Consider the following 25268-nt stretch of genomic DNA (forward strand, 5'->3'; position numbering starts at 1 on the left):
TGTTTTTTGTTATTATGTCGTCCAGTTGATTGTTAAAGAAGGCATTTGTTCCATGCTTATATTTACCTTACCAGGAGTGTATTGATGCTGAGGTCTATTAATCGTAACATCAATCTCTGGTTTGTGAGTCTGCCAATTTAGTTGAACTTTACTAGGTTGATAACTGATTTTCACACTGTTTGCTCTTGGAATAAAGCCAATGTTAAACTCATACATCGGACTTTCACTATTCATTTTGGCATGTTCCGCTATTGGGTTGCCGCCGTTTTCTACCCTCATCAAGTCATCGCCTTCTTGAGACATCCGGGCCAGACCAGATAGCCAATCTTCATAACCTCTTTGTGAAAACTCTTCAATCCTGCGTGAGATGTGTTTTAAATCCATGTCAGCCCATGCCTCTGTTTGATCAATGGTTAACTGACTTGGTGTTACATTCACTTCTAGTTCTGCTTTTGGCTGTCTAATTTTCAAATCAGCGGGGGCTTGTTGGATTTCTTGAACAGGCTGCTGTGTTTGTAGTCCTATTCTAGCATTCGTGGATTCTAGTCTAAGTTGAGGAACATTCATTATTGATCCCTCCAAAAGATTTTATTGCAAGAAAAGAGCTATCACAAGGATAGCTCTCTTAGATTTAACGTAAAAAGTCCATAAGTGTCGGTTGCATGATGCGAGATCCTACTCCTAATGCCGCACGGTGTAAGCTTTCTTGCATCTTTAAGTCTGTAATCACACGCTCGATATCCGCATCTTCATTATCAGAAAGTATGCGATTCGCGATAACTTCTTGCTCACCAACACGTGCATCAATTAGTTCTACACGATTATATCTTGCCCCTAACTCAGCGCGTTCAGAAACTAAATTATTGATGTGAGAATCTAACTTTTCTAGAAATCCACTAATATCTTGTCCTGAAGTACTCTCAAGGGCTTTTTTCAACTCATTAATATCCCCAAACAAACCGCTTTCAGGAGAACCCGCTGTATGAGTAAATACATTTTTAGGGTTGATGTTAACTGCAACTTCTATACCTTGAGATAGTTCAAGGTTAACCGTATTACCATTATCTGAAACGGAAGGTGTTTTGCTCAAATCAACCGGTTTTTTCGTTGTATCATTTCCATTAAAAATGTACTTCCCAGCAACCTGTGTATTGGCGATAGAAACGAGATGTTCTTTTAACTGTTCAATTTCTTTTCCAATCATGCCTTTTTGAGATTCTTCATACGTTCCGTTGCTTGCCTGAACGGTTAGCTCACGAATACGCTGCATCACACTTGTTGCTTTATCAAGAGCAGCATCTGAATTATCCATCCAGTTATAAGCTTCAGATAGGTTTCGCTTGTACTGCTCAACCTCTGTTAGATTTGTTCGGTAAGTCATGCCTTTCATCGCAACGACTGGATCATCTGATGGACGGCTTATTTTTTTACCTGTTGTTAATTGTTCTTGTGTCTTGGCCATACTTTCATAGCTATTACTGATATGTCGCAGCATGTTATTAGATAACATCGATTGCGTTACGCGCATTTAGTTGCACCTACCTTCCGCCGACACCCAAGCCGTTAATGATTTTATCTAGCATCTCGTCAATTACTGTGATGTTTCGAGCAGATGCGTTATAAGCATGTTGAAACTGAATCATGTTTGTCATTTCTTCATCAAGGGAGACACCACTTACAGAAAGTCGGCGTTGTTGAACGGAATCCGTCAATACAGCTGAATTGTTCGTGAGTCGAACCGCTTGCTGTGCATCAACTGCCATCTTACCAATTGCTCCTTCATAAAAGCTTTGTAAAGATGACTTACTGCCTGGAAAATCTAGTGGCGCATTCTTCACATCACCTAATCGTAAAGCATTGCTACCGTCACCAGCAAATTGGTTAGTTGCAGCTGCAATGTTATCCAACTCCTTCATGTCATCATGAAGTTTGAGTAATTTTGCTGCACCTTTAGGATTTACCGGATCAGACACCCCTCCAAGGTCGAAGAAATTATAACCGGCAGGAGCACCTGCCTCAATCTCCGATAGACTCCATCCTGCAGAATGAACTTTATTAAACTCTGTCGCAAACTGATAAGCCATTTGATCTAGGTTTGTAAGCATGTCTGGATAGATGCCTTTTACAGAACCATTGTCGTTGTAACCATAGGACTCTATCAGACCTTGTAGCTTACCTCCCGCAAATTTACTGATAGTAATTGGAATACCTCCGCCTACTACCACACTGTCCGCTAATCCGTTTCCACCTGTTCCATCATTATAATTAATCACAAGGTGGTTAACCGTTCCATTTGTAGAATCTACTAATGTGAACTCCGTACCATCTTTGTCTTTCATTTTAATATCATAAAGTCCAGCAGCTAGTGGATCTGGTTTGCCACCGCTTGGCTTTGTAGTAACTTCTACATTTAGTAGAGTGGATAACCGATCTACTAGACTATCTCTCTCATCGTAAAGTGTATTAGGAAGATAGCCGTGTGGCTCTACTTCACTGATTTGTTTATTGATGCTTTGGATATCATCGAGTAAAGCATTGATCTCTTTTGTCGTGATATTAGCTTGCGACTTTAAATCACCTTGAATGGCAGTTAACGAGTTTGAAAGATAATTAAACGTTTCTGCTACTGCTAAACCACGCTGACGCACAACCGAACGTGCTCCTGAATCTTCAGGGTTAACCGATAGATCCTGTAGTGATTGCCAAAAGCGGTCTAGAGTCTTTGCTAAACCATTGTCAGAAGGTTCATTCATGATATCTTCCATCTTCTCTAGAGCTTCACTTCTCGCATCCCAATAACCGAGCTTGTTGTTTTCTCCTCGAAATTGAGTATCTAGAAATCCTTCGCGAACACGCTGTACCGATCCCGCAGCTACACCCGTTCCCATCTGTCCTGGAATCTGAGGGCGGTTCATGCTCGCTGCCGGATATGCTTCAGTCTGAACAAAGTTTACTCTTTGACGGCTATACCCAGGAGTATTCGCATTTGCTATATTGTGACCTGTCGTTTGAAGAGCGGTTTGCTGTGTAAACATTCCTCGACGGGCTGTTTCTAATCCATGAAAGGTTGAGCGCATTGTAATTCCTCCGTAGGTTTAAGCTTTTGAATCAAAAAGTGATGCCGCGTTATTGTGATAAGGATTTTTTTTCGTTTGGTTATAAGTCACATGTTCACTTTGAGGCTGCATCATACTTAGTGACATATTCACATACTGAAGCGATTGCTCAAGCAACACTTGATTAAGCTGATTTCTATCTTTTAAATCATCATAGATATTGATTAATCGGTTTTGCAGATTCAACAATCGTTCTTTTTGGGGTTCTTCTACTTGTTCTAAAACATCACCTAACGTGACATTTACAAACTTTACAAGTCTTTCTTTCTCGATCTGTTGAAGTCTTTTCACTTGTAGATCTTCTTCTTTTAACAAAACGTCTAATGATTTCATATCTCCTGATTTAAGCACTTCTGTTTTGCGTTCTCCGAGAGATAGAAGATCTGTGTGGGATTGAAGCAAACGTTCAAGAAGTGATGTCATTTGTACCGTTTCCATGAGATCCTCCTTAACCCTGCTTGTAATATTGAATAATGGAAGCTGCTGTTTTAGAAACATTGACTTGATATGTTCCGCTATCCACTTGTTGTTTAATCTCATTCACTTTATTCGTCCGGTCTTGTTCAAATTTTGAGGAAGACAAGAGTTTCTTTGCTTCTTCTGAAATTTGAATCTCATCTTTTTTGTATGCAGCCTTAACATGATTATCCTTCATATGGGGCACCTGTTTTGTGTATGGGTTATTTTGAATAGAGTTAAAATGATTGATTCGCATTTTTAGTCACCTCATCTAGACACTTTAATCTTATTTAATTTATCGGCTATTTGATAAAAATCTTTAAGTGATCAAAAGAAATTAGGTTAATTGTCATCAGTATGGTAAGAAGGTAATGCTTCTTCTTGTTTTCTTCTAATTAAGTCCTCAAGTGAGAGCTCTGATTTGATACGAGCTTTACACTCTTCGCATAAACGACCATCGTTGATTGGCGCCTGGCAGCCATCACACGGATATGTGAAATTCGGATATCCTTTTACACGAATTCTTCCTTGGTGTATGAAATAGATGATTTTACTTTCAGCAACCTCGGTTGATTCACTTACTTCTACTATTGTTGCCTTTCGATTCTCGCTCTTTCTAAGAAATCGGTATACTTTATCATAATCCTGTTCTTCTTCTCGAAAGCACATATCACACTGTTCACGTAAATACTTCACAAAAAGTTTGCCGCACTGCGGACAGTTCATTAAATTGTCCATATCGCTTCCCGCTCCTTAAAACTTCTATCTTCTGTATATATCGGATTTGAGTGAGCGAGTTTTAACAGGTCCTTCGTTTTATTTATCGTGCTAGGGTGATAGAAGAAACTTTTCGGGCACCTGCTTCAATCAGGACTTTTGCCGCATAACGTAATGTGCTACCTGTTGTGTAGACATCATCGACTAAAATAACTTTCTGACCTTTTACTTTTAGAGAGTCTATTACTTCAAACGGATTCTCTTTTTGAGATAAACGTTCTTCTCGAGTTTTCTTACTTTGTTTCTTTTCGTGTGTTTTTCTTTTCAACACGATTTCTGTATGCTTCTTCAATCCTACTGCTAACAGTTTGGCTTGATTAAATCCTCTTTCATAATGTCGCTCCTCACTTAATGGAATGGGAACAAGGATTGCATCACGGGAAATCTTTTTAAACTCCGTACTCAAGACTGGATAAAAAGCTTTAACAACTTCAGCATCTCCACGATATTTCAGCTTAGCTATGATTTCTTTCATATAGTCGTTATAGACATAAAGTGACCGATTTTGCTGTAGAATGCCGGTCCAACTCTCGTTTTCTTCCCAACGAATGCAGTCAAAGCAACAATCACCTTGTCGATATTGCTCGGGAAATACACAAAAATCACGACCGCATATTCTACAAATCTCACCTTTTATCCATACTAACCTACCTTCACAGTCCTGGCACAATAATGGTGATGCCTCTAAGCCAATAAGTGCTTCCCATGACCAAGCTTCAGAATAAGATTCATGGCAATATAGGCAATAACTCAAATCCCCGCCTCCTTATTCATGCTCTTTATATGATTGATCGCTTGAATCATACTGAGCGATTTACCGTAATGAAAAAGAAGTACCTCACCGTCATGATCATCCTTACTTCTACCTGCTCGTCCTGCTATTTGAACGAGCGCACTTTCTGTGAAAACATCGTGATCCGCACCAAACACTGCTACATCTAGATAAGGAACGGTAACTCCGCGTTCTAGTATGGTTGTTGTGACTAATAACTGAATGTCTTCATTCCTAAATTGAGACACTTTTTCTTTTCGAAGTGGATCTTCTGCATGAACACTATCAACTGGTAAATCAATTTCCTTTTTTATAAGTTCTGTCAGCTTTTCTAAAACGGATACGGAAGAGACAAATATCATCGCTCGTCGTCCACTCTCAACTTGGGCTTTCAACCACTTTAGAAATGGAGCAGGTAGTTTCCCTCTTTCCAACCTCTTCTTCCACTCCCCACCCCAAACCATTTTTGGAACAGGTAATGGAAATCCATGAAACCGCTTTAGAATTTTTCCGCATTGTAATGTCCCTTTTTGTGTTGCTTTTTTCATCGTTCTAGAAGGAGTCGCAGATAAATAAAGAAGAAAGTGTTTTGGTGTAACGGCAAGAGATACCGCATGCTGAAGGGTTTTATCGTAGGAATAAGGAAAGGCGTCAACTTCATCGACAATCATGACGTTAAACGCTTGTTTAAATCGGTACAGCTGGTGTGTGGTTGAGATGACGAGCTGTGCTGGAGTCTCACGTTCTTCTGATCCACCATAATAACTCGCTACCTTCGTGTTTGGAAAAACCGCTTTTAAACGAGGAGCTAATTCAAGTACCACATCCGTACGAGGAGTCGCTATACAAACGCGAAGTCCGAGATTCAATGCTTTTTCAATCCCTTTAAAGAGTACTTCTGTCTTACCCGCTCCACACACAGCCCAAATTAAAAGTTCACCATCACTTCCGATATTATCTGCAAACTTTTGAGATGCTAGTTGTTGACCAATCGATAATTCACCATTCCAAAACAGGTTGTTTTCATCTGGCCACCTCACTTCAGGTCCACTCCAAGAAATCAACGGAGTACACTCACTAACTCTCCCCATCATGATGCAGTTCCGACAGTACACACAGTTATCATTCTTACAGCGAAAACAAGAAAACACCGCAAACAATCGAATCTTCTCATTTCCGCACCGGCTACATAAATAACCGTTAGAAGTTTTACTAATACCAGTAGAATATTTCACATAACCATTCTCATAATGCTTTTGGATTTGATCTACTGTAAAGGATATCTCATCAAATAGAAGTTTCTTACCATAGAGGATTTGTTGAAGTTTCTCATCATACTGAAAAGTTGGGTTTAAAGGAGGTTGCTCTACTACTGAAAATTCACTAAAAGAGACAGCTTCCAAAGAGGAATCGTTTACAAGGGTTTCAGGGGCAATGGTTAAACGGTTGTTTAAAAAAAGGGAGACAAACCTCATCGTGTTGTCTCCCCCTGTGTTAGAGATTTCATTTTCATCTCTCCAATGATTATTCTTTTATCCACGTAATGCCGAGTGAACCTTCACCTAAGTGCGTGCCGATTACTGGTCCGAAGTAGCTAACCCAGACATCTGCGTTTGTAAATTTTTCACGTAGCTCATCAGCGATTTCAACCGCTTCATCTTCACGTTTGGCATGAATTACACTGATCTTCACTTTATCATTAGGCTTTACATTCTCATCCATGATGTCAAAAATACGTTTTAATGCTTTTTTCTTAGTACGTACTTTTTCAAAAGGAACGATCTTCTTATCTTCAAAGTGAAGAATCGGTTTAATCTGAAGCAGATTCCCTACAAAAAGCTGAGCTGTGTTCAAACGACCACCACGGTGAAGATGGTTTAAATCATCAACCATAAAGTAGGCTGGAATGCCGTTGTTCTTCATCTGCAACAGATGATTCATAATGTCATAACCATTCGAGCCTTCACTTGCTAATTCTGCAGCTTTTAACACATAAAACGCTTGAGGTGAACAACTGATCTCCGAATCAAATACATGAAGCTTGATTCCTTCAACCATTTCGCCAGCAGCTATTGCACTTTGATATGTTCCACTGATTCCGCTCGATAATGTGATCATTACCGCTTCGTCATAGTTTTGAGAAAGCTCTTCTAATAGTTCTACAAGCTCACCGATTGCAGGCTGCGAAGTTTTCGGAAGGGCTCCTTCTTTACCAACCATGTCGTAAAAATCGTCTGCTTTTATTTCAGCTTCTTCTTTGTATGTTTCTTTATCAAAAACCACGTTGAGCGAAATCATTACAATATTTTTTTCGTTGCGGATATGTTCAGGTATGTAGGAAGTACTGTCTGTAATGACGGCTACCTTGCTCATAATTTTAGTCCTCTCTTATGCCAAAAATCTTGTTTTTTTTCTCCTCTAACAGTGTACACCATCAGAAAAAGTAATTCACTAAATTCAAATTTACTTACACTTAGTATTCTCTTTTTTCTTCAACTATCCTTTATGTGCCTTTAACCTGTTTTCGGCATAACGAGAAAGCACCGTACAGTATGGAGTGATTCTGCATAGGTCATTTGCTTAATTTAGGCTTGTGAGGCACAAGTTTCTAGAGATTTTCAGTTATTTTTTGGGTATTAACATCAGTTAACACCCCTTCAAAATCAAATTTATTACATACTTTCTTACCAAGTGAAATCACCTCCAAACCGTTTTCCACACCTGTGTTCATTATTAAGCACACGAATTATTAATCTTTTTAAAAGTTTTTTTCGAATGAAGAAGGAATTTGTCGGATATGGAAGAAATTAGAATGTGAGACATGTTTTAAAGGAGGGCTAGGACCATTGGATCATAATCTATATATCGTAATACTCTCTCTATTCGTTTGCTTTCTGTTTGCCTTAATCTCACTCGATTGGGTTAATCGCCGTACAGAAGAGCAAAAATCGCAGCAACAATTCTTATTAATAGGTTCTGTTACAATGGGTATCGCAGTTTGGGCAACTCACTACATGGGAATGTTATCAATCCAAAGTCCTGTTCGTGTAAACTATAATTTTTTAATCGTTACCGCAGCACTTGCTGCAGGTATTTTCTTCTCATATGTATCGTTCTTACATTTCACCTCTCAAAGACCGCAGAATAAATTCTTTGTACCTGTTAGTTTATTTAGCATCGGCTTAGTGTCTGTTCATGTGATTGGATTGTTGTCCATGCACATTCATATGCCGATGGAACCTAATCTCATATTTATCATTCTTTCCATTTCTTCCGCTTATGGTTTTTCCTTACTTGGTTTTTATCTTCTCACTTTAAGAAATTTTTCAGCAAGAGTTGTTTTGTCTAGTCTTTCATTCACACTAGGCGTTAGTCTTATGCACTATATCGGTGAGATGGGATTAATGGCTGGAACGCCTACTTTCGATTGGCATAGCAGTTTTCCGATCAACAACATCAATATGACAGCTACTTTACTTGTATTTGGTGCGACAACCGTCGTATTGATTCTATACATTTTAGAACAGCGAAACCAAAAGAGACTCGTAGAGCATCAATTTCAACTGCTTGAATCCGAGCATCGATATAACTCGCTTTTTGAATTGAATCCTGAAGGCGTTTTTGTAATCGGACCAGATTTAAATTTTATAAAAGTAAATTCTTCACTTGTACAGATCACTGGATATTCTTTAGAAGAATTGCACGCTATGCCATATACCCACCTTTTAAAAGAGAATGAAATCTCAAATTCACTGGATTACTTAAATAGAGTGATTGAAGGCGAGACGATCAAACATCCACTTACGATTATCCACAAAGAAGGACACGAAATAGAGCTTGATATTACGAGCATCCCTTATTCAATAAGAAGTGATATGACCGCTGTGATCGGAATCGCAAAAGACATGACAGCAATCAATGAGGCACAAAACTTTAAACAGAGAGCAAACACACTCGCTTATGTCGGAGAACTTGCGGCAGGTCTTGCGCATGAGATACGAAACCCCCTTACTTCTATAAAAGGATTCGCGCAATTGTTTCAATCTCAAAACACGACAGAAGAAACGCATCATTTCTTAGGCATCATGCTACGAGAAACAGATCGGATCAACTTTATCATCAGCCAGCTTATGATACTGGCTCGACCACATATGATTTTAAAAAGTGACCACGACTTAAACGAAGTCATCAAACGCTCACTTAAATTTATAGAAGAAGAAACAGACTTTGAGACCATCTCGCTACACCTAGACTTGCCAGAACAACCCGTTCTTTTAAAATGCGAAGAAAATCTAATAGCACAACTCATTTTAAATATCGTAAAAAATGCGTTAGAAGCGACACCTTCATGGGGAAACATCTCCCTTCAGCTTAAACAAACGCAAGAAAACATCACAATCGCCATTCAAGATGATGGACCCGGCATCCCCGAGCACCTTCTATCAAAGCTCGGACAGCCGTTCTATACAACAAAAGAAGGCAACCCTGGACTCGGCCTCTTAATCTGCTACCAAATCGTCCAGAACCATGGAGGAAAGATGAGGATCGAATCAAAAGAAGGCTACGGAACAAAAGTCTCACTAGAATTCCCAATAACTGTTCCATCAGAAGAAAAGGTCCTCGAAATGAGCTTGAGTTGATTTGGTTTTTCTTTAACTCGAAGTAAATAAACGAGAAGGATTTTATTTTAATTCCTCTCTGAAAGTTGATTGGAGTGTAAGGTGCGAGACTCCTGCGGGACAGGTGGGCAGGTGAGACACTTAAAAGTGAAACGTACGAATGTGGCTCACCGCCTGCCCCGCGGAAAGCGAAGCAACCTGGAGCGGAAATCAACTACTTTCAAACAAACTTGAAAACCACCCACAATGATTCAAATATATATCCCCGCATCAACCCACACGCAACAAAAAGACAAAACAAAAAGACCTTCACAATCGAAGGTCTTTTCTCCTAAATAAATCAACGTACCTTAACCCAACCATTCTTGATCGCCTCAACAACAGCCTGCGTACGGTCATTCACGTTCATCTTCTGAAGAATATTACTCACATGGTTCTTAACCGTCTTCTCACTAATATAAAGCTCTTCCCCAATCGTACGGTTGCTGCGTCCATCCGCCAACAACTGAAGAACCTCACACTCACGACGCGTTAAGATATGAAGTGGCTTACGGTACTCCACTTCAACAAAACCAGCTTTGTTTTGCTGTGTTTTATTCGATGTCGATAAACGACGGAATTCGTTCAAAAGATTATACGTAATCTTCGGATGAAGATAAGCACCACCTTCGGCAACAACACGAACCGCTTCAATCAATGAATCAGCATCCATCTCTTTTAGGAGGTAACCAGATGCACCTGTTTGAACCGCATGTGATACATACGTCTCATCATCGTGGATCGAAAGAATAATCACCTTCGTATCAGGAGACTTCTCAACTAAACGGCGAGTTGCTTCAACTCCGTTGATGTTTGGCATATTGATGTCCATCAATACCACATCTGGATTATGATCACGGACGATATTTTCCGCTTCAGAGCCATCATCACCTTCAGCAACAACAGAGAATTGATCTTCCATATCTAGAATGCGTTTTACTCCTTCGCGGAACAAACGGTGGTCATCGATAATCGCTATTCTTGTTTTCTCTGGTGCTGAGGCGTTATTTTCGTACACATTGACATGATTCATGTGTGAACCCTCCTAGTCTTGAATGGGAATTTGAATATAAACACTTGTACCGAAGTTTATGCGGGATTTCACTTTTAAAGTTCCTTCGAGCAGTTCGACCCGCTCTCTCATCCCCATCATGCCAAAGGAATTTGATTTGGTCGGCTGCGCCATATCGAATCCTTTGCCATCATCTCGGATATATAATGAAATAAATTTTTGAGTAAACTCAAGTTTTACTTCAATCAGATTCGCTTCAGAGTGCTTAACCGCATTGCTCACCGACTCTTGGATCAAACGAAAAATGGCAATTTCCATCTTATTCGGAAACCGTCGAGTCTGACCAAGCGCATGAAGCTCAACCTCTTTTCCAGTACTTTCTTTCACATTTCGCAAATATTTGTCTAATGTCGGAACGATACCTAGATCATCTAGAGCCATCGGACGCAGGTCGTAGATGATTCTACGTACCTCTTTTAAAGAGTCGCGGACCATAACCCGTAAATCTTTTATTTCAACACGAGCAGCCTCAGTTCCTTTTTCTACAAAGATTTTCTCTAACAGTTCCGAGCGAATAAGCACATTTGCCATCAATTGTGCTGGCCCGTCATGAATTTCACGTGACACTCGTTTACGCTCTTCTTCTTGAGCTTCGATGATCTGAAGTCCAAACTCTTGTTTCTGCTGAGCATTTTGAACAAGTTCGTTAATTTTTCTTAAATCACCGTTGAGGTAATTTAGAACAACTGAAATTTGACCTGCAAGAGACTCCGCTTTTTGAACGGTTTCGTTCAGAGCACCAATTCTCCGCTCCAGCTCATCTCTTTTCTCTCGAAGCTGTTTCTCTGTTTGACGGATGATAGACAATTCAATCTGATACTTATTTGCATTCTCATACGCATCACGAATATCAGATTCGCTATACTTTTGAAAATGCTTGCTCACCTCTGCCAGTCGAGTCCGTGCTAGCTTTGCATATTCCTCGGTCCGGTCAGATTTATAAATGACCTCAATGACCTGTTGCTTTACTAACTCTAGCTCACGGCGGAGCTGTTGAAACTCTTGGCGAGAATGTTCACTGATCTCAAAGATTTGTGATTGGCTTGCCGTAACTGTATCGATGGTCTGATTCAGTATTCCGTCCAACAAATGTGGATCTATCGTTAACTTAGCTGCAGTCATGTAAATTTCCCCCAATTTAAACGATAAAGAAGTGGAACCGGAAGTTCTAGAACCATCTTGCCTAATTTATATACAGGACTTATTACCCAATGAGACGAACGATACAACGAAGACATTAATCCTTCTAATATACTACATTCGCCAAGATGTGGAATTTTATGACTTTTCTTGCTAAAAAAATTTAAGAATTTGAATGCAATTTATAATCGCCTTATAATGAAGGATAACACGATACTCTTGAAACATGAAGATTATTCGACAAATTTGACATGGAATTCATAATATTCACTACTCAAAGGAGCTTTCTTATATATGCTTGCTAATTATCTAACCGTAAAAAATGAAGGACAGCACGAAATCGTAATAGAAAAATCGCGTTTTATCGCTCATATTGCACGAGCTACAACAGAGGAAGAAGCTCAAGAATTCATTCAGAAGATTAAAAAAGAACATAACAGTGCTACACATAACTGTTCTGCCTACTTGATCGGAGAAACAGATAACATTCAAAAAGCGAATGATGACGGTGAACCAAGTGGTACAGCGGGTGTTCCGATGTTAGAAGTACTTAAGAAGCGTGAATTAAAAGATACCGTTGCTGTTGTCACACGTTACTTCGGCGGAATCAAATTAGGTGCTGGAGGACTTATCCGTGCATACGGCAAATCTGTCTCAGAAGGCCTCAATCATATTGGCGTTGTAGAACGTCAACTTCAACAGATCGTCCACATCACCGTGGATTACACGCTTTTAGGAAAAATGGAGAATGAACTGCGCAACTCTGTTTACCCCATCAAAGAGATGAATTACATGGAAAAAGTGGAGATTCAGATGTATGTACCGATAAAAGAAAAAGAAACGTTTAGGGAATGGATCATCGACCTTTCTAATGCACAAAGTGAGATTGTATTTGGTAAAGAAGAGTATTTAGAGAAGACAATTTAATAATTTTTGTCATATGAGATAAAACTAATGCAGAGTTTACTTTCCTGGAAAGGTGCAATTCCATGAACCTTCAACTTTTCATTGCTTTTATCTCATGTTTTTTTATCGCTCTTTTCATAACACCACTTGTTTCATATTTAGCCAAAAAAATCGGCGCTGTGGATAAGCCGAATAAAAGAAAAGTACATAGTGAAGTAAAGCCTCGGTTAGGCGGCCTAGCCATTTATGTTGCCTTTTTAGCTGGCCTATTCCTTCTACCAATCGATAACCATACAACCACTTTTATTTTTCTCAGTACATTGATCATCGTGATAACTGGTGTTTTAGATGATATGTATGAACTTTCAGCTAAACAAAAACTTCTTGGTCAGTTCTTATCTGCTTTTGTTTTAATTTATGGTGAATTTGTGATTGATTATATTACGATTCCATATTTCGGCTTAGTGGAACTTCAACTTATGAGTATCCCTCTGACGTTACTTTGGTTTATTGGATTAATCAATGCCATTAACCTTATTGATGGTTTAGATGGGCTTGCAGGAGGAGTTTCTACGATTGCACTCTCTACTATATTAATCATGGCCATAGGTAAAGAACAAATTCTTGTCATTATGCTCTGTGTCATTGTGACGGGAAGCACACTAGGCTTTTTATTCTTTAATTTTTATCCAGCTAAGATCTTTATGGGTGATACGGGTTCACAGCTATTGGGTTTATTAATAGCACTTATCTCAATCTCTGGTTTCTTTAAAAGCGTTACGTTCTTATCCCTATTCGTCCCGATTATGATACTGGGTGTTCCCTTTATGGACACTACCTTTGCGATATTGAGGCGCTTGGTGAACAAGCAAAAGTGGTCCCAGCCTGATAAATCTCATTTGCACCACAGGCTGTTAGCGAGAGGATTCAGCCATCCCAAAACAGTTTTAATGATCTATGGAATCAGTATTTTCTTTAGCGTCCTAGCATTCGCATTTTCACTGTCCACTTTAGAAGAGTCGTTCTTCTTGTTTCTACTACTGCTTGTTACGATTGAACTTGCAGCAGAATTTTTGGGGTTAATGGGGCAGAAGAAACCTCTTACTCATTTTTTAACCGGATTTTTAGCTCCTCATAAAAAGAAACCGTAACAAAAAAGCTGCTATGAGACATTCTCAAAGCAGCTTTTGCATTTAATTTTGCGTTTCTTCACTATAATCAGAAGCATCTGACTCACTTGAATCTGTTTCTGTGTTGGTTGTTTCCGATGCAGAAACTTCTTGTCCTAATTGCATTTTCAACTCATTTTGAATATTAGCTAATCCCTCTTCGGTCGGTACGAAGTAATAAACACCATTGATTGTATCGTCAACACCTTCAAGTGTTAAGCTGTCAATTTTCTTATTTCCGTACTTATTCTTTAACGTGTACATTTCACGAACAGAAAGATTCGTCTCAACATTATCACCGATGTGTTTTGCGATATCACTAAAGTTCAACAGAGTACTTACAGAAGCACTTTCTTTGATAGCAGCTTGGATGACCTGTTTTTGTCTTTCGCTTCGTCCAAAGTCACCTCTAGGATCTTGTTTTCTCATACGAACATATGCCAGTGCTTCTTGACCATCAAGAGTCATTTCGCCTTCTTTAAAATAAATCTTGTGTTTGTTAGATCCAGCTTCTCCATCACTTACTTCAGAGAAATCAAATGGAACATCAACGGTTACCCCACCAAGTTCATCGATAACATCCTTAAATCCTTTAAAGTTCACTGTAGCATAATAATCAATCGGAACATCGAGTAATTCTTCTACTGTTTCAATGGTTAGCTCTTTACCACCATATGCATGTGCATGGTTGATTTTTGTTTGACCATGTCCTTTAATATCAACGTAAGTATCACGTGGAATACTTAGCATTTTAATTGAATTCTTATCCGGATTAACAGAAGCGACCATTAATGAGTCAGTTCGCCCGTGAGCGCCACCACTCGAATAATCTTCAATACCCATTATCAAAATGTTAATCGGATCTTTACCGATCGCAACTGACTCTTCACGAAGTTTAGAATGCTCACCTCGGTCTAAAGCTGAAAACGAGTTGTTTGCTGCTTGATAAACGTTGTAGAACAGAAAACCACCTACACCTAAAAGGATAAGGAAAAACACAGAACAACCTAACAATAAACGCTTCTTCTTACGTTTCTTTCTATTCCTGCGAATAATTCTATTGCGCTCATCCATCTTAAACTCTCCATTTCTTTTGTAACAGATATGATTACGATGCTTCATACTCTACTGTGTGGCCTATATTTTAAAAGGTAGCATTACATACTATAATGAGTTTACTATTGCTTGATTTAATTTCTATCTATATATTTGTATCAGGATACATTATAGCACAAAAGACCTTGATAATATTTTACAAATTTTAATATAAAAAGACTATCTTTGACACGTTTCGACCCATCTTTTATTTTTATAGTGGTTAAAAACATGTAAAAATATGTTAGGAGCATAAAATGTTACTTAAACACACCTTTATCTACTTCTTATCAAGAGGCCTTCCAGGTCTAGTGAACTTTGCTGCAATCGCACTGTACACGAGGTTATTATCACCTTCTGAATACGGAAAATACGCTCTCGTCCTTTCAGCCGTGGGCTTTGCTAGTACTGGTATTTTTCACTGGCTGCGACTAGGATTGTTGCGTTTTGCTCCGAAATATACGGAACAAGAAAATTTATTTCTAAGTTCAATATCGGCAGCCTTTCTATCTTTAGTAGGATTTTCTCTTCTTTTATTTACGGGTCCGTTCTTTTATTTTGCAAGAACAGACGAATGGCAAGCACTTTGGTTGATCGGATTAGGCTTGTTGCTTGTTCAAAACTTGTTCGACATGGCCACAGAATACTTACGATCTAAATTGTCGTCTCTTCTTTATGGAATCATTACACTTGTTAAAACGGTGCTCTCTTTAGGAATTTCTTTCTTATTGATTAAGTGGGGGCTTGAAGCTAGCTCCATCCTTTGGGGTCTGATTATTGGAATGATTGTGCCTTTAGTATATCTCCTTCCAAGGTATCTTAAAAAAATCAGATTGCATCATATCGATTGGGATTTGGTTAAGGAAGTATTTCGTTATGGAATGCCTCTAGTCGCTACTTTATCAATGAACTATATCATTTTCAGTTCGGATCGTTTTATCATTGGATACCTTTTAGGAACTAAAAGTACGGGGCTATATTCTGTAGGCTACGATCTTGCAAAACAGATTCTCGTATTGCTGATGATGATTGTAAATTTAGCAGCTTATCCTTTATTGATTAAAGCACTTGAAACAGAGGGTGTAAAAGCAGCTCAGAAGCAGCTCGATCAAAATACCATCCTTCTATTCTTTATTGGATTACCTGCTACAGCAGGGCTGATTCTGCTAAGTCCTGACATAACATCTGTATTTTTAGGGGCAAGTTTTAGAGAAGCGGGCGGAGTCATCTTTTCACTGATCTGTGTAGCCGTGTTTATTCAAAGCATTAAGACATATTACTTTGATTTAGCGTTTGAACTTGGTAAAAAGACATTGTTTCAGATTTGGCCAGTCTTGATTGCTGGAGTTATCAATATCATTCTTAACTTTTTACTGATTCCTCCTTTTGGGATTAAGGGTTCAGCATATGCGTCCATTATCGCTTATATTGTTGCCATTATAATGAGTTGGTCAATTGGGAAAAAAGCTTTTCCTTTAACTTTCCCTCGGCGTAACGTTGCAAAACTTTTTATTGCTACTTTCGGTATGGCCTTGTGTCTCTATCCACTGTATAACGTGAATGGAGTAGTATGGATGTTATTAAAGGTAATTATCGGGGGACTCGTTTACGGATTACTTGTTTATCTGTTAAACGTAGCAAACTGCAGATCGCTTCTTCCTAAAGCATATTATAAATTCATAAAAAAGAGGGGCTGACCATTATGGTGCAGCCCCTCTTTCAATATTTAAGCTTTTTCTTGCTTTTTGAGTGATAGAAGATGGATCAGAATGAACAAGATAATAAACAGCATCCAAAAGCGAGGAGACGTAAAATCTGCTCTGTATAGAGATGTGATACTCAAGTGCAAGGTGATTAAGAATCCCATTTGTGCGTATTTCCCTTCGTTTCTTCGTTTAAAGAAATACCACAAAAAGTACCCAATCAAGACAAGTGACAAAATAAATCCAACCATTCCATGCTCATAAAGTACGTCGATGTAAACATTGTTAGATGTTACATATACCTTATGAATATCGTCTGGGAAGTATTGCGTGATATTTAAATATTTGAACGAACCTGGACCCATACCAAACATCATCTGAAATAAGGTTTGAGCATGATGAATAATCCAGACGAAAGGCATGAGTAGCAAGAAGAGTCTTTCGTGTTCTTGCATATCAAAGACAGTATCAAGTCTTCCAATAACTGGACCTACGAATTCTAACAGAAGATTCATATTCACTAGACCTACTAACACGATAAGTCCGACCAATCCAGCTAACGCATACAAAACCTTTTTCTTAAACGGATTATGTGTCGTGAAGATCAAAAGTAGAAATCCACAAAAAACTAAAAAGAAGTTTAAATAGCCTCCCAATGAAAATGAGAACAATAGTATAAAGAGAGCAGGCAAGAAACTCCAAAGAACATACTTTTTAAGAGAGCTGAACACAAGGGCACCGATTAATAACCCATCAATAACGAAAGGCACCATATAACTTGGTTCTGATGCAAAGGATGTTAATCGAAAATCAAAGAATAACTTCGCTCCCCCACCCACACTGTGTACATAAGAGCGAGTCTGCATATCAAACATAGGTACTCCAATTGTTAAGTGAAGGAGCTGCCAAAAACCGATTAACAATAAAAAAGAAACACCTATCCAATACGTTAGTATATATTTATGTAATCGTTCTGCATTCATTTTTTGGATTAATGGTACAAGACTGATAATCAAAACAAAGAATAATCCAAAGTTAATAATACGAGCAGGAAAATCACCTTTAAAGTATTGACTATAAAAATAGCTATCAATAGCAAAATAATTATAAACAGCACTTAAAGTAGCTAACATGACCGGTAGAAAAAAGCAGACAAGAACAATTAGCAAGTTTTTATCTAATTGCTGATTAAACACGAGCGGTAATTTTGAAGTTGTTCTTATGTAATAAGCCATAAACGCAATAGAAATAATAAGCGTCAATAATACTGAAGTTGGTATAGGTCCAGTAAGTGCTCTAAAATCTTCTGATACAGAAAACGGAATTAAGAAAATATACAGGTAAAAAATCCAGTCAATCCATTTGTCAAAGCTAGAAGTTTTCATAATGAATGATCCTCTCATAATAAATCTATCTCTATTGTAACGAAAAAAATGGTAATACATACATTTTTTCATCGAGAAAACGCTCCTATCTTGATGATAGAAGCGCTTCTTTTTGTTCATTATCTTGCACCGTCACCCGTAAATACGACTCGAATGGTACTTAACAAGATTTTTATATCCATCGCAATGCTGATATTACGGATGTAATACTTATCAAGATGTAGCTTTTCTTTAGCAGAAATATCATATCCACCATTCACTTGCGCCCATCCTGTCAATCCTGGTTTAACTAGTAAGCGATCTTTAAAATCCGGAATATCTTTAGAGAACTCTTCAACAAACATAGGACGTTCAGGACGAGGACCAACGAAACTCATGTCTCCACGCAGCACATTAATTAACTGTGGTAATTCATCAATACGAGTTGCTCGGATGAACTTACCTACTTTAGTAACACGTGAGTCGTTCTTTTGTGCCCATTGTGGACCGTTACACTCTGCATCTGTGTACATAGAACGTAATTTGATCACGTTAAATACTTTACCATTAAGTCCACAGCGTTCTTGGAAATACAGTGCAGATCCTTTGGATTCTATTCGAATGGCGATCATTGTAATTAGTACAATGATTGCAGCTGGTATGCTTAATAGTAAGACGGCCATTAAATCAATTAAACGTTTAGTAAAAAGAAACGTTGAGTCATTGATTTTAGAGTACTCTGCTATTTTATTTGTGTCAGCTTGTTGTGTATAGGAATTATAATAATTGTTTGTTTCAGCGCGATTCATTGCCACTAACATTCACCTCATAGTTTCTTTCAATGATGACTATATAAACCATTTCATATCATATCACACAACTTTCGTGTGTACATATGTTTTTTTTGTCAATTTTTTGTAAATCTTTCCTTGATCCTTTTCAAGGCGATACTCACTTTTTCGACTTTTTTCGAGTCTTTCTGGGTATACCTTCGTTGTGAATTTATTCCTTTACATACGATTCTTTACGACTGAAGTATAAATCCCCTGTTTATAAGGGATTCAAACGCAAAGGTTTATTGGATTTACAAATTCTTAATAAAACATGATGTCTTCAATTACATTGTTGCCTTGCTTTCCAGAGGTGATTGATACGCACTACAGAATGCTCGCTTTCCATGAGGCTAACGGTTGAGGGCGCATACCTCTTGCACATAGGTACGGCAACCTTAAGCCACTAGAAAGTCTGTTGTTAGTTGCTTTAATTTTTTTAAATTCCTTCTTTGACTGTTGATTGGAGTGGAGGGTGCGAGACTCCTGCGGGACAGGCGGGCAGGTGAGACACTTATACGGAATCGTATGAATGTGGCTCACCGCCTGCCCCGCGGAAAGCGAGCAACCCGGAATGGAAATCAACTACTTTCGTCAAACAACTATGAATACGAAAACAGCCCTAAGAAAAAAGCATAAAAAAAGATGCTAATAAAGCTGAGCTTTACTAGCATCTCGTTTCATTTATTTGATTGTTGGACGACCGATTGAAGCATAATAGAAGCCGGAATTTTTCATATCATCTAACTTGTAGATGTTTCGGCCATCAATAATAATCGGTTCGTTAACTAATTCTTTTACTTTCGAAAGATCCATCTTTTTCACTTCATCCCACTCCGTTAAGATGATAACGGCATCGCTATCTTTAATGGTCTCATAAAGATCTGTAGAATATTGCAGTCCTTCGATCTCTTTCGCTGCGTTTTCATAAGCGATCGGATCATAAGCGATTACTTCAGCACCTTTGTTCTTGAAGTACGGAATAAGATCAATGGAAGGCGCATAACGCATATCGTCTGTATTTGGCTTGAACGCCAGCCCTAGAACGGCAAGTTTCTTACCTTCAAGATCAGGGTAGATTTCGTTCACTTTATCAGCAATTCTCATTCTTTGCTTTCCGTTAACTTCTTCTACAGCTTTAAGGATGCTGAGGTCTTCCCCAACTTCTCTTCCGATGTGGATAAGAGCACTTGTGTCTTTCGGGAAACATGAACCACCGTATCCAATACCAGCTTGTAAGAAATGCTTTCCAATTCTCTTATCAAGGCCCATACCTTCAGCAACTTTGATAACGTCTGCTCCAAAATGTTCGCTTAGGTTAGCGATTTCGTTGATGAAACTGATTTTTGTAGCTAGGAATGCATTGGAAGCATATTTAATCATTTCTGACGTCTCAACGTTTGTTACAACAACTTCTGTGTTAAATGGCTCATGAAGCTTAGTAAGAACTTCTTCTGCTCGCTTAGACTCTACTCCAATAACAGCTCGATCCATATTCATTGTATCGTATACCGCTGAACCTTCTCTGAGGAACTCTGGGTTAGAAGCAACATCAAATTCATACTTACCATGTGAATACTCACTAATGATGCTCTTCACACGTTGTCCCGTACCTACTGGAACCGTACTTTTTGTAACAATAACTTTATAACCGTTTAAGTTTTCTCCGATCGAAACCGCAACATTTTCTACATATTCTAAGTTTGCTTCTCCAGATGGTGCCTGCGGAGTTCCAACAGCGATAATGACTACTTCTGCATCCTTCATACCTTCAGCCAAGTTGGTTGAAAAGTGAAGACGTTCTTCTTCAATATTTTTTAACACCAATTCCTTTAAACCAGGCTCATAGATCGGTATGATTCCTTGTTTAAGGCGTTCGATCTTTTCTTCATCTAAATCGATACAGGTAACCTTGTTTCCGATTTCACTAAAACAAGTTCCTGACACTAGTCCGACATACCCTGTTCCAATAACACAAATATTCATTCTTCCACTCCCCAAAATATACAATTATGAACGTTCTTTTACTACTTGTCTCAGCCAATTAAGCAAAGGCTCTCCAATATCTTCTCTCTCTAAGGCGAATTCTACGGTCGCTTGAACAAAGCCGTATTTATCCCCTATATCATAGCGTTTACCTTCAAACAGATATGCAAACACTTCTTGAATTCCATTTAATTCCTGCAACGCATCTGTAAGCTGAATCTCATTCCCTTTTCCAGGCTTTAAATGCTCCAGAATGTCTAAGATCTCAGGCGTTAACACATATCTTCCCATAATAGCCAAGTTAGACGGCGCTTCTTCAATCGAAGGCTTCTCCACAAGGCTTTTCACTTTATATAGTCCATTACCAGAGTTGAACGAATTGTCGTATTCTACAACTCCATATTTAGAAACATCTTTCGTCGGTACTTCTTGAACACCGATTACTGAAGAGTTGCGTGCTTCAAATTCTTGAATAAGTTGTTTTAGACAAGGCTTTTGCGCGCGAACAATATCATCACCAAGCATAACTGCAAATGGATCATTACCGATAAATTTACGTGCACACCAAATAGCATGTCCAAGCCCTTTTGGTTCTTTTTGACGAATATAGTGAATATCAGCCATATTCGAGATCTTCTGAATACGAGCTAACTCTTCATCCTTTCCTTTTTCCTTCAATGTTTCTTCCAGTTCAAGAGATTTATCGAAGTGATCTTCAATCGCACGCTTTCCTCTTCCAGTTACGATCAGGATGTCTTCAATACCTGCATCCACAGCTTCTTCAATAATGTATTGTATCGTTGGTGTATCCACGATTGGCAGCATTTCTTTTGGTTGTGCTTTTGTTGCTGGTAAGAATCTTGTACCTAATCCTGCAGCGGGTATTATCGCTTTTTTTACTTTCATAATTTTCCACTCCTGTTTTTAAAGGATTCTATCTCTGATTTCATAGTAGTCGCCGATTATCTTGATTTTTTGACAGCATTATAAGCGTAATTTACAAAACACCAAGCTGAGTAAGGTAAACTTAATTTTTCGATATTTCTATAAACAGCCCATGTTTTTTTAGCAGCCTTAACTTTGTTGCTCGAAATCGATCCTTCTACTTTTCGATAGCAAGACAAAGGAACTTGTAAGCCGTATGCCGTATAGCCATCTTTAAGAATGGATAGCCACAAAGCAAAATCTTGCCGAGTACGAATGTTTGGCATCTTATATTTTCCTATTTTTTCAATATTCACCATTACCGTTAGGCAGCCGATGATCGTATTTTTTAATAGGTCATGATACGTTAAAGAGTGAGGAACTTTTACCTCGGTACCCGTTGGGGTGCCATCCTCACTGACGATATCGTAATTCGTATAAGAAAACACGTAATCGTTCTTTTCCATAAAACTTAATTGTTTTTCTAGCTTTTCAGGCTTCCAATAATCATCACTGTCTAAAAAAGCTATGTATTTTCCATTAGCATTTTCAATGGCCGTATTTCTTGCTACTGCCGCTCCTGAATTGGTCTCCAGCTGAATGAGCTTCACCCTAGGATCCTCTGAAGAAATTTGTTTGATGATCTCTACTGTACTGTCTTTCGAACAATCATCAACAATAAGCATCTCCCAGTTTTGATGGGTCTGAGATTGTACGGAAGCTATTGTATGTTGAATAAATTTTTCTGCATTATATGATGGAGTGATTACACTCACTAATATTTCATCCAATTTCCTTACACCTCAATTTTAATACTTTTATGGATATAAAGCATACTTATTATACCCCTCTACTCCAAAGGTTACAAACAATCAAAAAAAGAGCGCTCCGAAGAGCAACTCTTATTTTAACGCAAGTACGCATATTCGATAAGTGCATCCGCTAATGCGCGAGATACTTTATCTTTGAAAGCAGTGGTATTAGCTAACTTTTCTTCTGCTGGATTGCTGACAAATGCAATTTCAACAAGTGCAGCTGGCATTTTTGTGTTTTTAATAACATAGAAATTACTTTCTTTTAGCCCTCTGTCTCTTAGTCCTGTAGCTGCAATCAGATGTTTATGAATGATTTTTCCAAATGTAGGATCTGAGTTGTAATAGATATACGTTTCAGTGCCATGAGCATCTTTGCTTGTGCTCGAATTGTAATGAATGGACATAAACATGTCTGCATTCTGACTGTTTGCAAAAGCTACTCTGTCACTTAATGTGACGTATTTATCAGTCTCTCTTGTAGTTAATCCAACAAAGTCTGTTTGTTCGTTAAGCATCTTTACAACACGCTGTGAAATGTCTAATGTCAAATCCGCTTCATGTGTTTTGTTGCTTCCTATCGCTCCAGGATCACTTCCGCCATGTCCTGCATCGATCACAACTTTTGTGATCTTTGTTACAGTTACATCTTTGAATTTATAATCGTCATAAGCAGCATTTGAATAACGATCCTTCACATGCACTACCATTCGATATTTTCCTTTGTATTTAGGAACCCAGTTATAAGTGCTTATCATGCTATAATCACTTAAAATGGTCCATTTCCCTGTTGTTTCGTCTCTAACTGTGAACTTGTAAAGAGCACCGTTAGAAGAGGAAGCTGCAGCTGTTACTGGATATGTTTTATCCGAATAAAACGCTGTAGCATTCATTGCAAAGGTTGTTAACTTAGCTTTGGGAGCTTCTGAAACGGTTAAGACTTTTTCATAATAATCGTCATATGCTTTTGGACTATACTGGTCCTTCGCATACACCTTGATCAGATAAGTCCCTTTTTTACTCGGTGTCCAATTGATTTGTGTTTTCGAATCATAATTTTGTAGAACTGTTTCTACTCCTGTCGCTTGGTCCTTCACAACCGTTTTAAATTGCCCTGTGATGGAACTCTTTGCCACATGAGTAATTTTAGTGGTTTGATTTGTATAATAAAACGCTCTATCTGTTTTGAATTCTTGATAATCCGATGTAGGATGTTCTTTTACTTCAACATCTTTAAACGTGTAATTATCATACGTATTCTTGCTATAACTGTCTTTCACATGTACAACTACTCGGTAATCACCCAGCTTAGAAGGCTTCCAAGTGATTTTTCCGTTTGGAGAGAATTCTTGCAATGTCTCCCAAGTTTGGTCTGGGTGTTTCACGATAAACTTATAAAGAGCAGTGTTATCTGACTTTGCCTTTGCAGTAATCACGTTAGCTGGATTCAAAAATAGATTTTCTGTAGTCTGTAACGGATCGACTTCTGCTTTGGAAAGATTTTTTATTGTAATGTCTTCAAAACGGTAATGATCATAATCCTTTTTGCTCATTTCATCTTTCACATGCATAACAATGCGATAATTACCAGGCTTTGGAGGTGTGTAGGAGAGCTTAGAATTGCTTGCATACTCCTGTAAAGTAATCCATTCACCTGTATCACGGTTATTTAAGAAGAATTTATATAGCGCATGTGATGTGCTCTCTGCACTACCTGAAATCGTTTCTTTGTAACCGACATAAGCCATTTTTTTTACGTTCAAACTCTTTGCAAATGCCGTATATGCAGAAGATACTTTAACATCTCTATAGTCATAACTGTCGTATGAAGCAGTACTTTTACTGTCTTTCACATGTACAACTACTCTAAATGTACCTTCTTTTTGTGGAACCCATGAATAGGATGATGATGTTGAATAATCCTTTAATACCGTCCACTCATTTGTCGTTCTGTTTCCGAGAAGATACTTATAAAGCGGTTGGTTATGACTTGAAGCTGTTGCTTTTACCATTGTAGAATTTCCAATCACAAGCGGATTTCCTACTGTCATTGCAGATACCTTTGCTTTTGAAATACCTGAGTTTACAACAACGTCCTTATACGTATAAGAGTCATATGAAGCATTGCTCTTACTATCTCTCACATGAACAACTACGCGATAAGAGCCTTCTGTCTTTGGCGTCCAAGTCGTTGAAGAAATAGAAGAATAATCTTTAATTACTGCCCAAGTTCCTGACTTCTTATCTTGAGCATGAAATTTATACAGCGCTTGATTCGGACTTTTAGCAGCAGATGAAATAGAAATTGCTTTCCCTGCCGTTAATGGAGTACCAACTGTTAAAGAGGTAACTTGTCCTTTTGCAAGACTTGCGTCCACTTTAGGATGAAAAACAGACATAAACATAAATACAAAAAGAATGGATAATATAGATATTTTATTACGCATTACGTTCCCCTTACCCTTTATGATTTTCCTTTACCATG

The 25268-nt window shown here is 38.3% G+C and carries 22 protein-coding genes; 4 read left to right on the forward strand and 18 right to left on the reverse strand.

Going from position 1 to position 25268, the window contains the following annotated elements; all coding sequences use genetic code 11:
- Nucleotides 1-12: 12 nt before the first annotated feature.
- From ABE65_RS18065 to ABE65_RS18105, 9 genes are all read right to left on the reverse strand, one after another.
- Nucleotides 13-567: a DUF6470 family protein gene (locus ABE65_RS18065; protein WP_066398004.1), complete on the reverse strand. Its 555-nt coding sequence runs from the start codon at nucleotides 565-567 to the stop codon at nucleotides 13-15.
- 64 nt (nucleotides 568-631) lie between these two features.
- Entirely contained in the window at nucleotides 632-1528 is an 897-nt protein-coding gene (flgL, locus tag ABE65_RS18070; protein ID WP_066398006.1) for a flagellar hook-associated protein FlgL, read from the reverse strand.
- Nucleotides 1529-1538: 10 nt separating this feature from the next.
- Nucleotides 1539-3077, reverse strand: coding sequence for a flagellar hook-associated protein FlgK (gene flgK / locus ABE65_RS18075; protein ID WP_066398008.1), 1539 nt, complete (start codon nucleotides 3075-3077; stop codon nucleotides 1539-1541).
- 18 nt (nucleotides 3078-3095) lie between these two features.
- Entirely contained in the window at nucleotides 3096-3554 is a 459-nt protein-coding gene (locus tag ABE65_RS18080; protein ID WP_066398010.1) for a flagellar protein FlgN, read from the reverse strand.
- A 10-nt stretch (nucleotides 3555-3564) separates the two neighbouring features.
- Nucleotides 3565-3831 (reverse strand): flagellar biosynthesis anti-sigma factor FlgM, encoded by a 267-nt coding sequence (flgM, locus tag ABE65_RS18085; protein WP_066398012.1) that lies wholly within the window; start codon nucleotides 3829-3831, stop codon nucleotides 3565-3567.
- Between the two features lie 86 nt (nucleotides 3832-3917).
- Nucleotides 3918-4313 carry a TIGR03826 family flagellar region protein gene (locus tag ABE65_RS18090; RefSeq protein ID WP_066398014.1) on the reverse strand — a complete coding sequence of 132 codons (396 nt, stop codon included), beginning with the start codon at nucleotides 4311-4313 and terminating at the stop codon, nucleotides 3918-3920.
- An 82-nt stretch (nucleotides 4314-4395) separates the two neighbouring features.
- Nucleotides 4396-5106 carry a ComF family protein gene (locus tag ABE65_RS18095; protein WP_066398021.1) on the reverse strand — a complete coding sequence of 237 codons (711 nt, stop codon included), beginning with the start codon at nucleotides 5104-5106 and terminating at the stop codon, nucleotides 4396-4398.
- Entirely contained in the window at nucleotides 5103-6599 is a 1497-nt protein-coding gene (locus ABE65_RS18100; protein WP_066398024.1) for an ATP-dependent helicase ComFA, read from the reverse strand. Before ABE65_RS18100 ends, ABE65_RS18095 begins: the two co-directional genes overlap by 4 nt.
- Nucleotides 6600-6648: 49 nt before the next feature.
- On the reverse strand, nucleotides 6649-7497 hold the full coding sequence (locus tag ABE65_RS18105) for a DegV family protein (protein ID WP_066398027.1): 849 nt from the start codon (nucleotides 7495-7497) through the stop codon (nucleotides 6649-6651).
- A gap of 473 nt (nucleotides 7498-7970) precedes the next feature.
- Between ABE65_RS18105 and ABE65_RS18110 the strand changes: the two genes are divergently transcribed.
- The gene (locus ABE65_RS18110) at nucleotides 7971-9764 is read left to right on the forward strand and encodes an ATP-binding protein (RefSeq protein ID WP_066398029.1); all 1794 of its coding nucleotides are present in this window, start codon (nucleotides 7971-7973) and stop codon (nucleotides 9762-9764) included.
- Nucleotides 9765-10083: 319 nt separating this feature from the next.
- Here the strand turns inward: ABE65_RS18110 and ABE65_RS18115 are convergent, their stop codons facing one another.
- Together ABE65_RS18115 and ABE65_RS18120 are read right to left on the reverse strand one after the other, a co-directional pair.
- Nucleotides 10084-10815 carry a response regulator gene (locus ABE65_RS18115; protein ID WP_066398037.1) on the reverse strand — a complete coding sequence of 244 codons (732 nt, stop codon included), beginning with the start codon at nucleotides 10813-10815 and terminating at the stop codon, nucleotides 10084-10086.
- 12 nt (nucleotides 10816-10827) lie between these two features.
- Complete coding sequence (locus ABE65_RS18120; protein WP_066398040.1) at nucleotides 10828-11976, reverse strand: sensor histidine kinase; 1149 nt, start codon at nucleotides 11974-11976, stop codon at nucleotides 10828-10830.
- A 312-nt stretch (nucleotides 11977-12288) separates the two neighbouring features.
- Here ABE65_RS18120 and ABE65_RS18125 point away from each other — a divergent pair, with 312 nt between their 5' ends.
- Both ABE65_RS18125 and ABE65_RS18130 read left to right on the forward strand, forming a co-directional pair.
- Nucleotides 12289-12921 carry a YigZ family protein gene (locus ABE65_RS18125; RefSeq protein ID WP_066398048.1) on the forward strand — a complete coding sequence of 211 codons (633 nt, stop codon included), beginning with the start codon at nucleotides 12289-12291 and terminating at the stop codon, nucleotides 12919-12921.
- Nucleotides 12922-12983: 62 nt separating this feature from the next.
- Nucleotides 12984-14051 (forward strand): glycosyltransferase family 4 protein, encoded by a 1068-nt coding sequence (locus ABE65_RS18130; RefSeq protein WP_066398050.1) that lies wholly within the window; start codon nucleotides 12984-12986, stop codon nucleotides 14049-14051.
- Between the two features lie 42 nt (nucleotides 14052-14093).
- Here the strand turns inward: ABE65_RS18130 and ABE65_RS18135 are convergent, their stop codons facing one another.
- A complete protein-coding gene (locus ABE65_RS18135; protein WP_066398053.1) occupies nucleotides 14094-15143 on the reverse strand; it encodes an LCP family protein in 1050 nt (349 codons plus the stop codon).
- 278 nt (nucleotides 15144-15421) lie between these two features.
- Here ABE65_RS18135 and ABE65_RS18140 point away from each other — a divergent pair, with 278 nt between their 5' ends.
- Nucleotides 15422-16861, forward strand: a complete 1440-nt coding sequence (locus ABE65_RS18140) for an oligosaccharide flippase family protein (RefSeq protein WP_066398056.1) — start codon at nucleotides 15422-15424, stop codon at nucleotides 16859-16861.
- 29 nt (nucleotides 16862-16890) lie between these two features.
- Here the strand turns inward: ABE65_RS18140 and ABE65_RS18145 are convergent, their stop codons facing one another.
- The 6 genes from ABE65_RS18145 to ABE65_RS18170 form a co-directional block, all read right to left on the reverse strand.
- Entirely contained in the window at nucleotides 16891-18252 is a 1362-nt protein-coding gene (locus tag ABE65_RS18145) for an O-antigen ligase family protein (RefSeq protein WP_197480320.1), read from the reverse strand.
- 119 nt (nucleotides 18253-18371) lie between these two features.
- The gene (locus tag ABE65_RS18150; RefSeq protein ID WP_066400360.1) at nucleotides 18372-19040 is read right to left on the reverse strand and encodes a sugar transferase; all 669 of its coding nucleotides are present in this window, start codon (nucleotides 19038-19040) and stop codon (nucleotides 18372-18374) included.
- 705 nt (nucleotides 19041-19745) lie between these two features.
- The gene (locus ABE65_RS18155) at nucleotides 19746-21047 is read right to left on the reverse strand and encodes a UDP-glucose dehydrogenase family protein (protein ID WP_066398060.1); all 1302 of its coding nucleotides are present in this window, start codon (nucleotides 21045-21047) and stop codon (nucleotides 19746-19748) included.
- A 24-nt stretch (nucleotides 21048-21071) separates the two neighbouring features.
- A complete protein-coding gene (gene galU / locus ABE65_RS18160; RefSeq protein ID WP_066398063.1) occupies nucleotides 21072-21953 on the reverse strand; it encodes a UTP--glucose-1-phosphate uridylyltransferase GalU in 882 nt (293 codons plus the stop codon).
- Nucleotides 21954-22009: 56 nt separating this feature from the next.
- The gene (locus tag ABE65_RS18165; protein WP_066398066.1) at nucleotides 22010-22762 is read right to left on the reverse strand and encodes a glycosyltransferase family 2 protein; all 753 of its coding nucleotides are present in this window, start codon (nucleotides 22760-22762) and stop codon (nucleotides 22010-22012) included.
- A 116-nt stretch (nucleotides 22763-22878) separates the two neighbouring features.
- The gene (locus ABE65_RS18170) at nucleotides 22879-25230 is read right to left on the reverse strand and encodes an N-acetylmuramoyl-L-alanine amidase (protein WP_066398067.1); all 2352 of its coding nucleotides are present in this window, start codon (nucleotides 25228-25230) and stop codon (nucleotides 22879-22881) included.
- Between the last annotated feature and the right edge of the window lie 38 nt (nucleotides 25231-25268).

Origin of the sequence: Fictibacillus phosphorivorans (assembly GCF_001629705.1) — a bacterium.
Taxonomy (GTDB): domain Bacteria; phylum Bacillota; class Bacilli; order Bacillales; family Fictibacillaceae; genus Fictibacillus; species Fictibacillus phosphorivorans_A.

Bases quoted from the DNA above. Each gene is read 5' to 3' on its own strand.
- ABE65_RS18065 (WP_066398004.1), bottom strand. From the start codon at position 567: ATGAATGTTCCTCAACTTAGACTAGAATCCACGAATGCTAGAATAGGA.
- flgL (WP_066398006.1), bottom strand. From the start codon at position 1,528: ATGCGCGTAACGCAATCGATGTTATCTAATAACATGCTGCGACATATC.
- flgK (WP_066398008.1), bottom strand. From the start codon at position 3,077: ATGCGCTCAACCTTTCATGGATTAGAAACAGCCCGTCGAGGAATGTTT.
- ABE65_RS18080 (WP_066398010.1), bottom strand. From the start codon at position 3,554: ATGGAAACGGTACAAATGACATCACTTCTTGAACGTTTGCTTCAATCC.
- flgM (WP_066398012.1), bottom strand. From the start codon at position 3,831: ATGCGAATCAATCATTTTAACTCTATTCAAAATAACCCATACACAAAA.
- ABE65_RS18090 (WP_066398014.1), bottom strand. From the start codon at position 4,313: ATGGACAATTTAATGAACTGTCCGCAGTGCGGCAAACTTTTTGTGAAG.
- ABE65_RS18100 (WP_066398024.1), bottom strand. From the start codon at position 6,599: ATGAGGTTTGTCTCCCTTTTTTTAAACAACCGTTTAACCATTGCCCCT.
- ABE65_RS18105 (WP_066398027.1), bottom strand. From the start codon at position 7,497: ATGAGCAAGGTAGCCGTCATTACAGACAGTACTTCCTACATACCTGAA.
- ABE65_RS18115 (WP_066398037.1), bottom strand. From the start codon at position 10,815: ATGAATCATGTCAATGTGTACGAAAATAACGCCTCAGCACCAGAGAAA.
- ABE65_RS18120 (WP_066398040.1), bottom strand. From the start codon at position 11,976: ATGACTGCAGCTAAGTTAACGATAGATCCACATTTGTTGGACGGAATA.
- ABE65_RS18125 (WP_066398048.1), top strand. From the start codon at position 12,289: ATGCTTGCTAATTATCTAACCGTAAAAAATGAAGGACAGCACGAAATC.
- ABE65_RS18130 (WP_066398050.1), top strand. From the start codon at position 12,984: ATGAACCTTCAACTTTTCATTGCTTTTATCTCATGTTTTTTTATCGCT.
- ABE65_RS18135 (WP_066398053.1), bottom strand. From the start codon at position 15,143: ATGGATGAGCGCAATAGAATTATTCGCAGGAATAGAAAGAAACGTAAG.
- ABE65_RS18140 (WP_066398056.1), top strand. From the start codon at position 15,422: ATGTTACTTAAACACACCTTTATCTACTTCTTATCAAGAGGCCTTCCA.
- ABE65_RS18145 (WP_197480320.1), bottom strand. From the start codon at position 18,252: ATGAAAACTTCTAGCTTTGACAAATGGATTGACTGGATTTTTTACCTG.
- ABE65_RS18150 (WP_066400360.1), bottom strand. From the start codon at position 19,040: ATGAATCGCGCTGAAACAAACAATTATTATAATTCCTATACACAACAA.
- ABE65_RS18155 (WP_066398060.1), bottom strand. From the start codon at position 21,047: ATGAATATTTGTGTTATTGGAACAGGGTATGTCGGACTAGTGTCAGGA.
- galU (WP_066398063.1), bottom strand. From the start codon at position 21,953: ATGAAAGTAAAAAAAGCGATAATACCCGCTGCAGGATTAGGTACAAGA.
- ABE65_RS18170 (WP_066398067.1), bottom strand. From the start codon at position 25,230: ATGCGTAATAAAATATCTATATTATCCATTCTTTTTGTATTTATGTTT.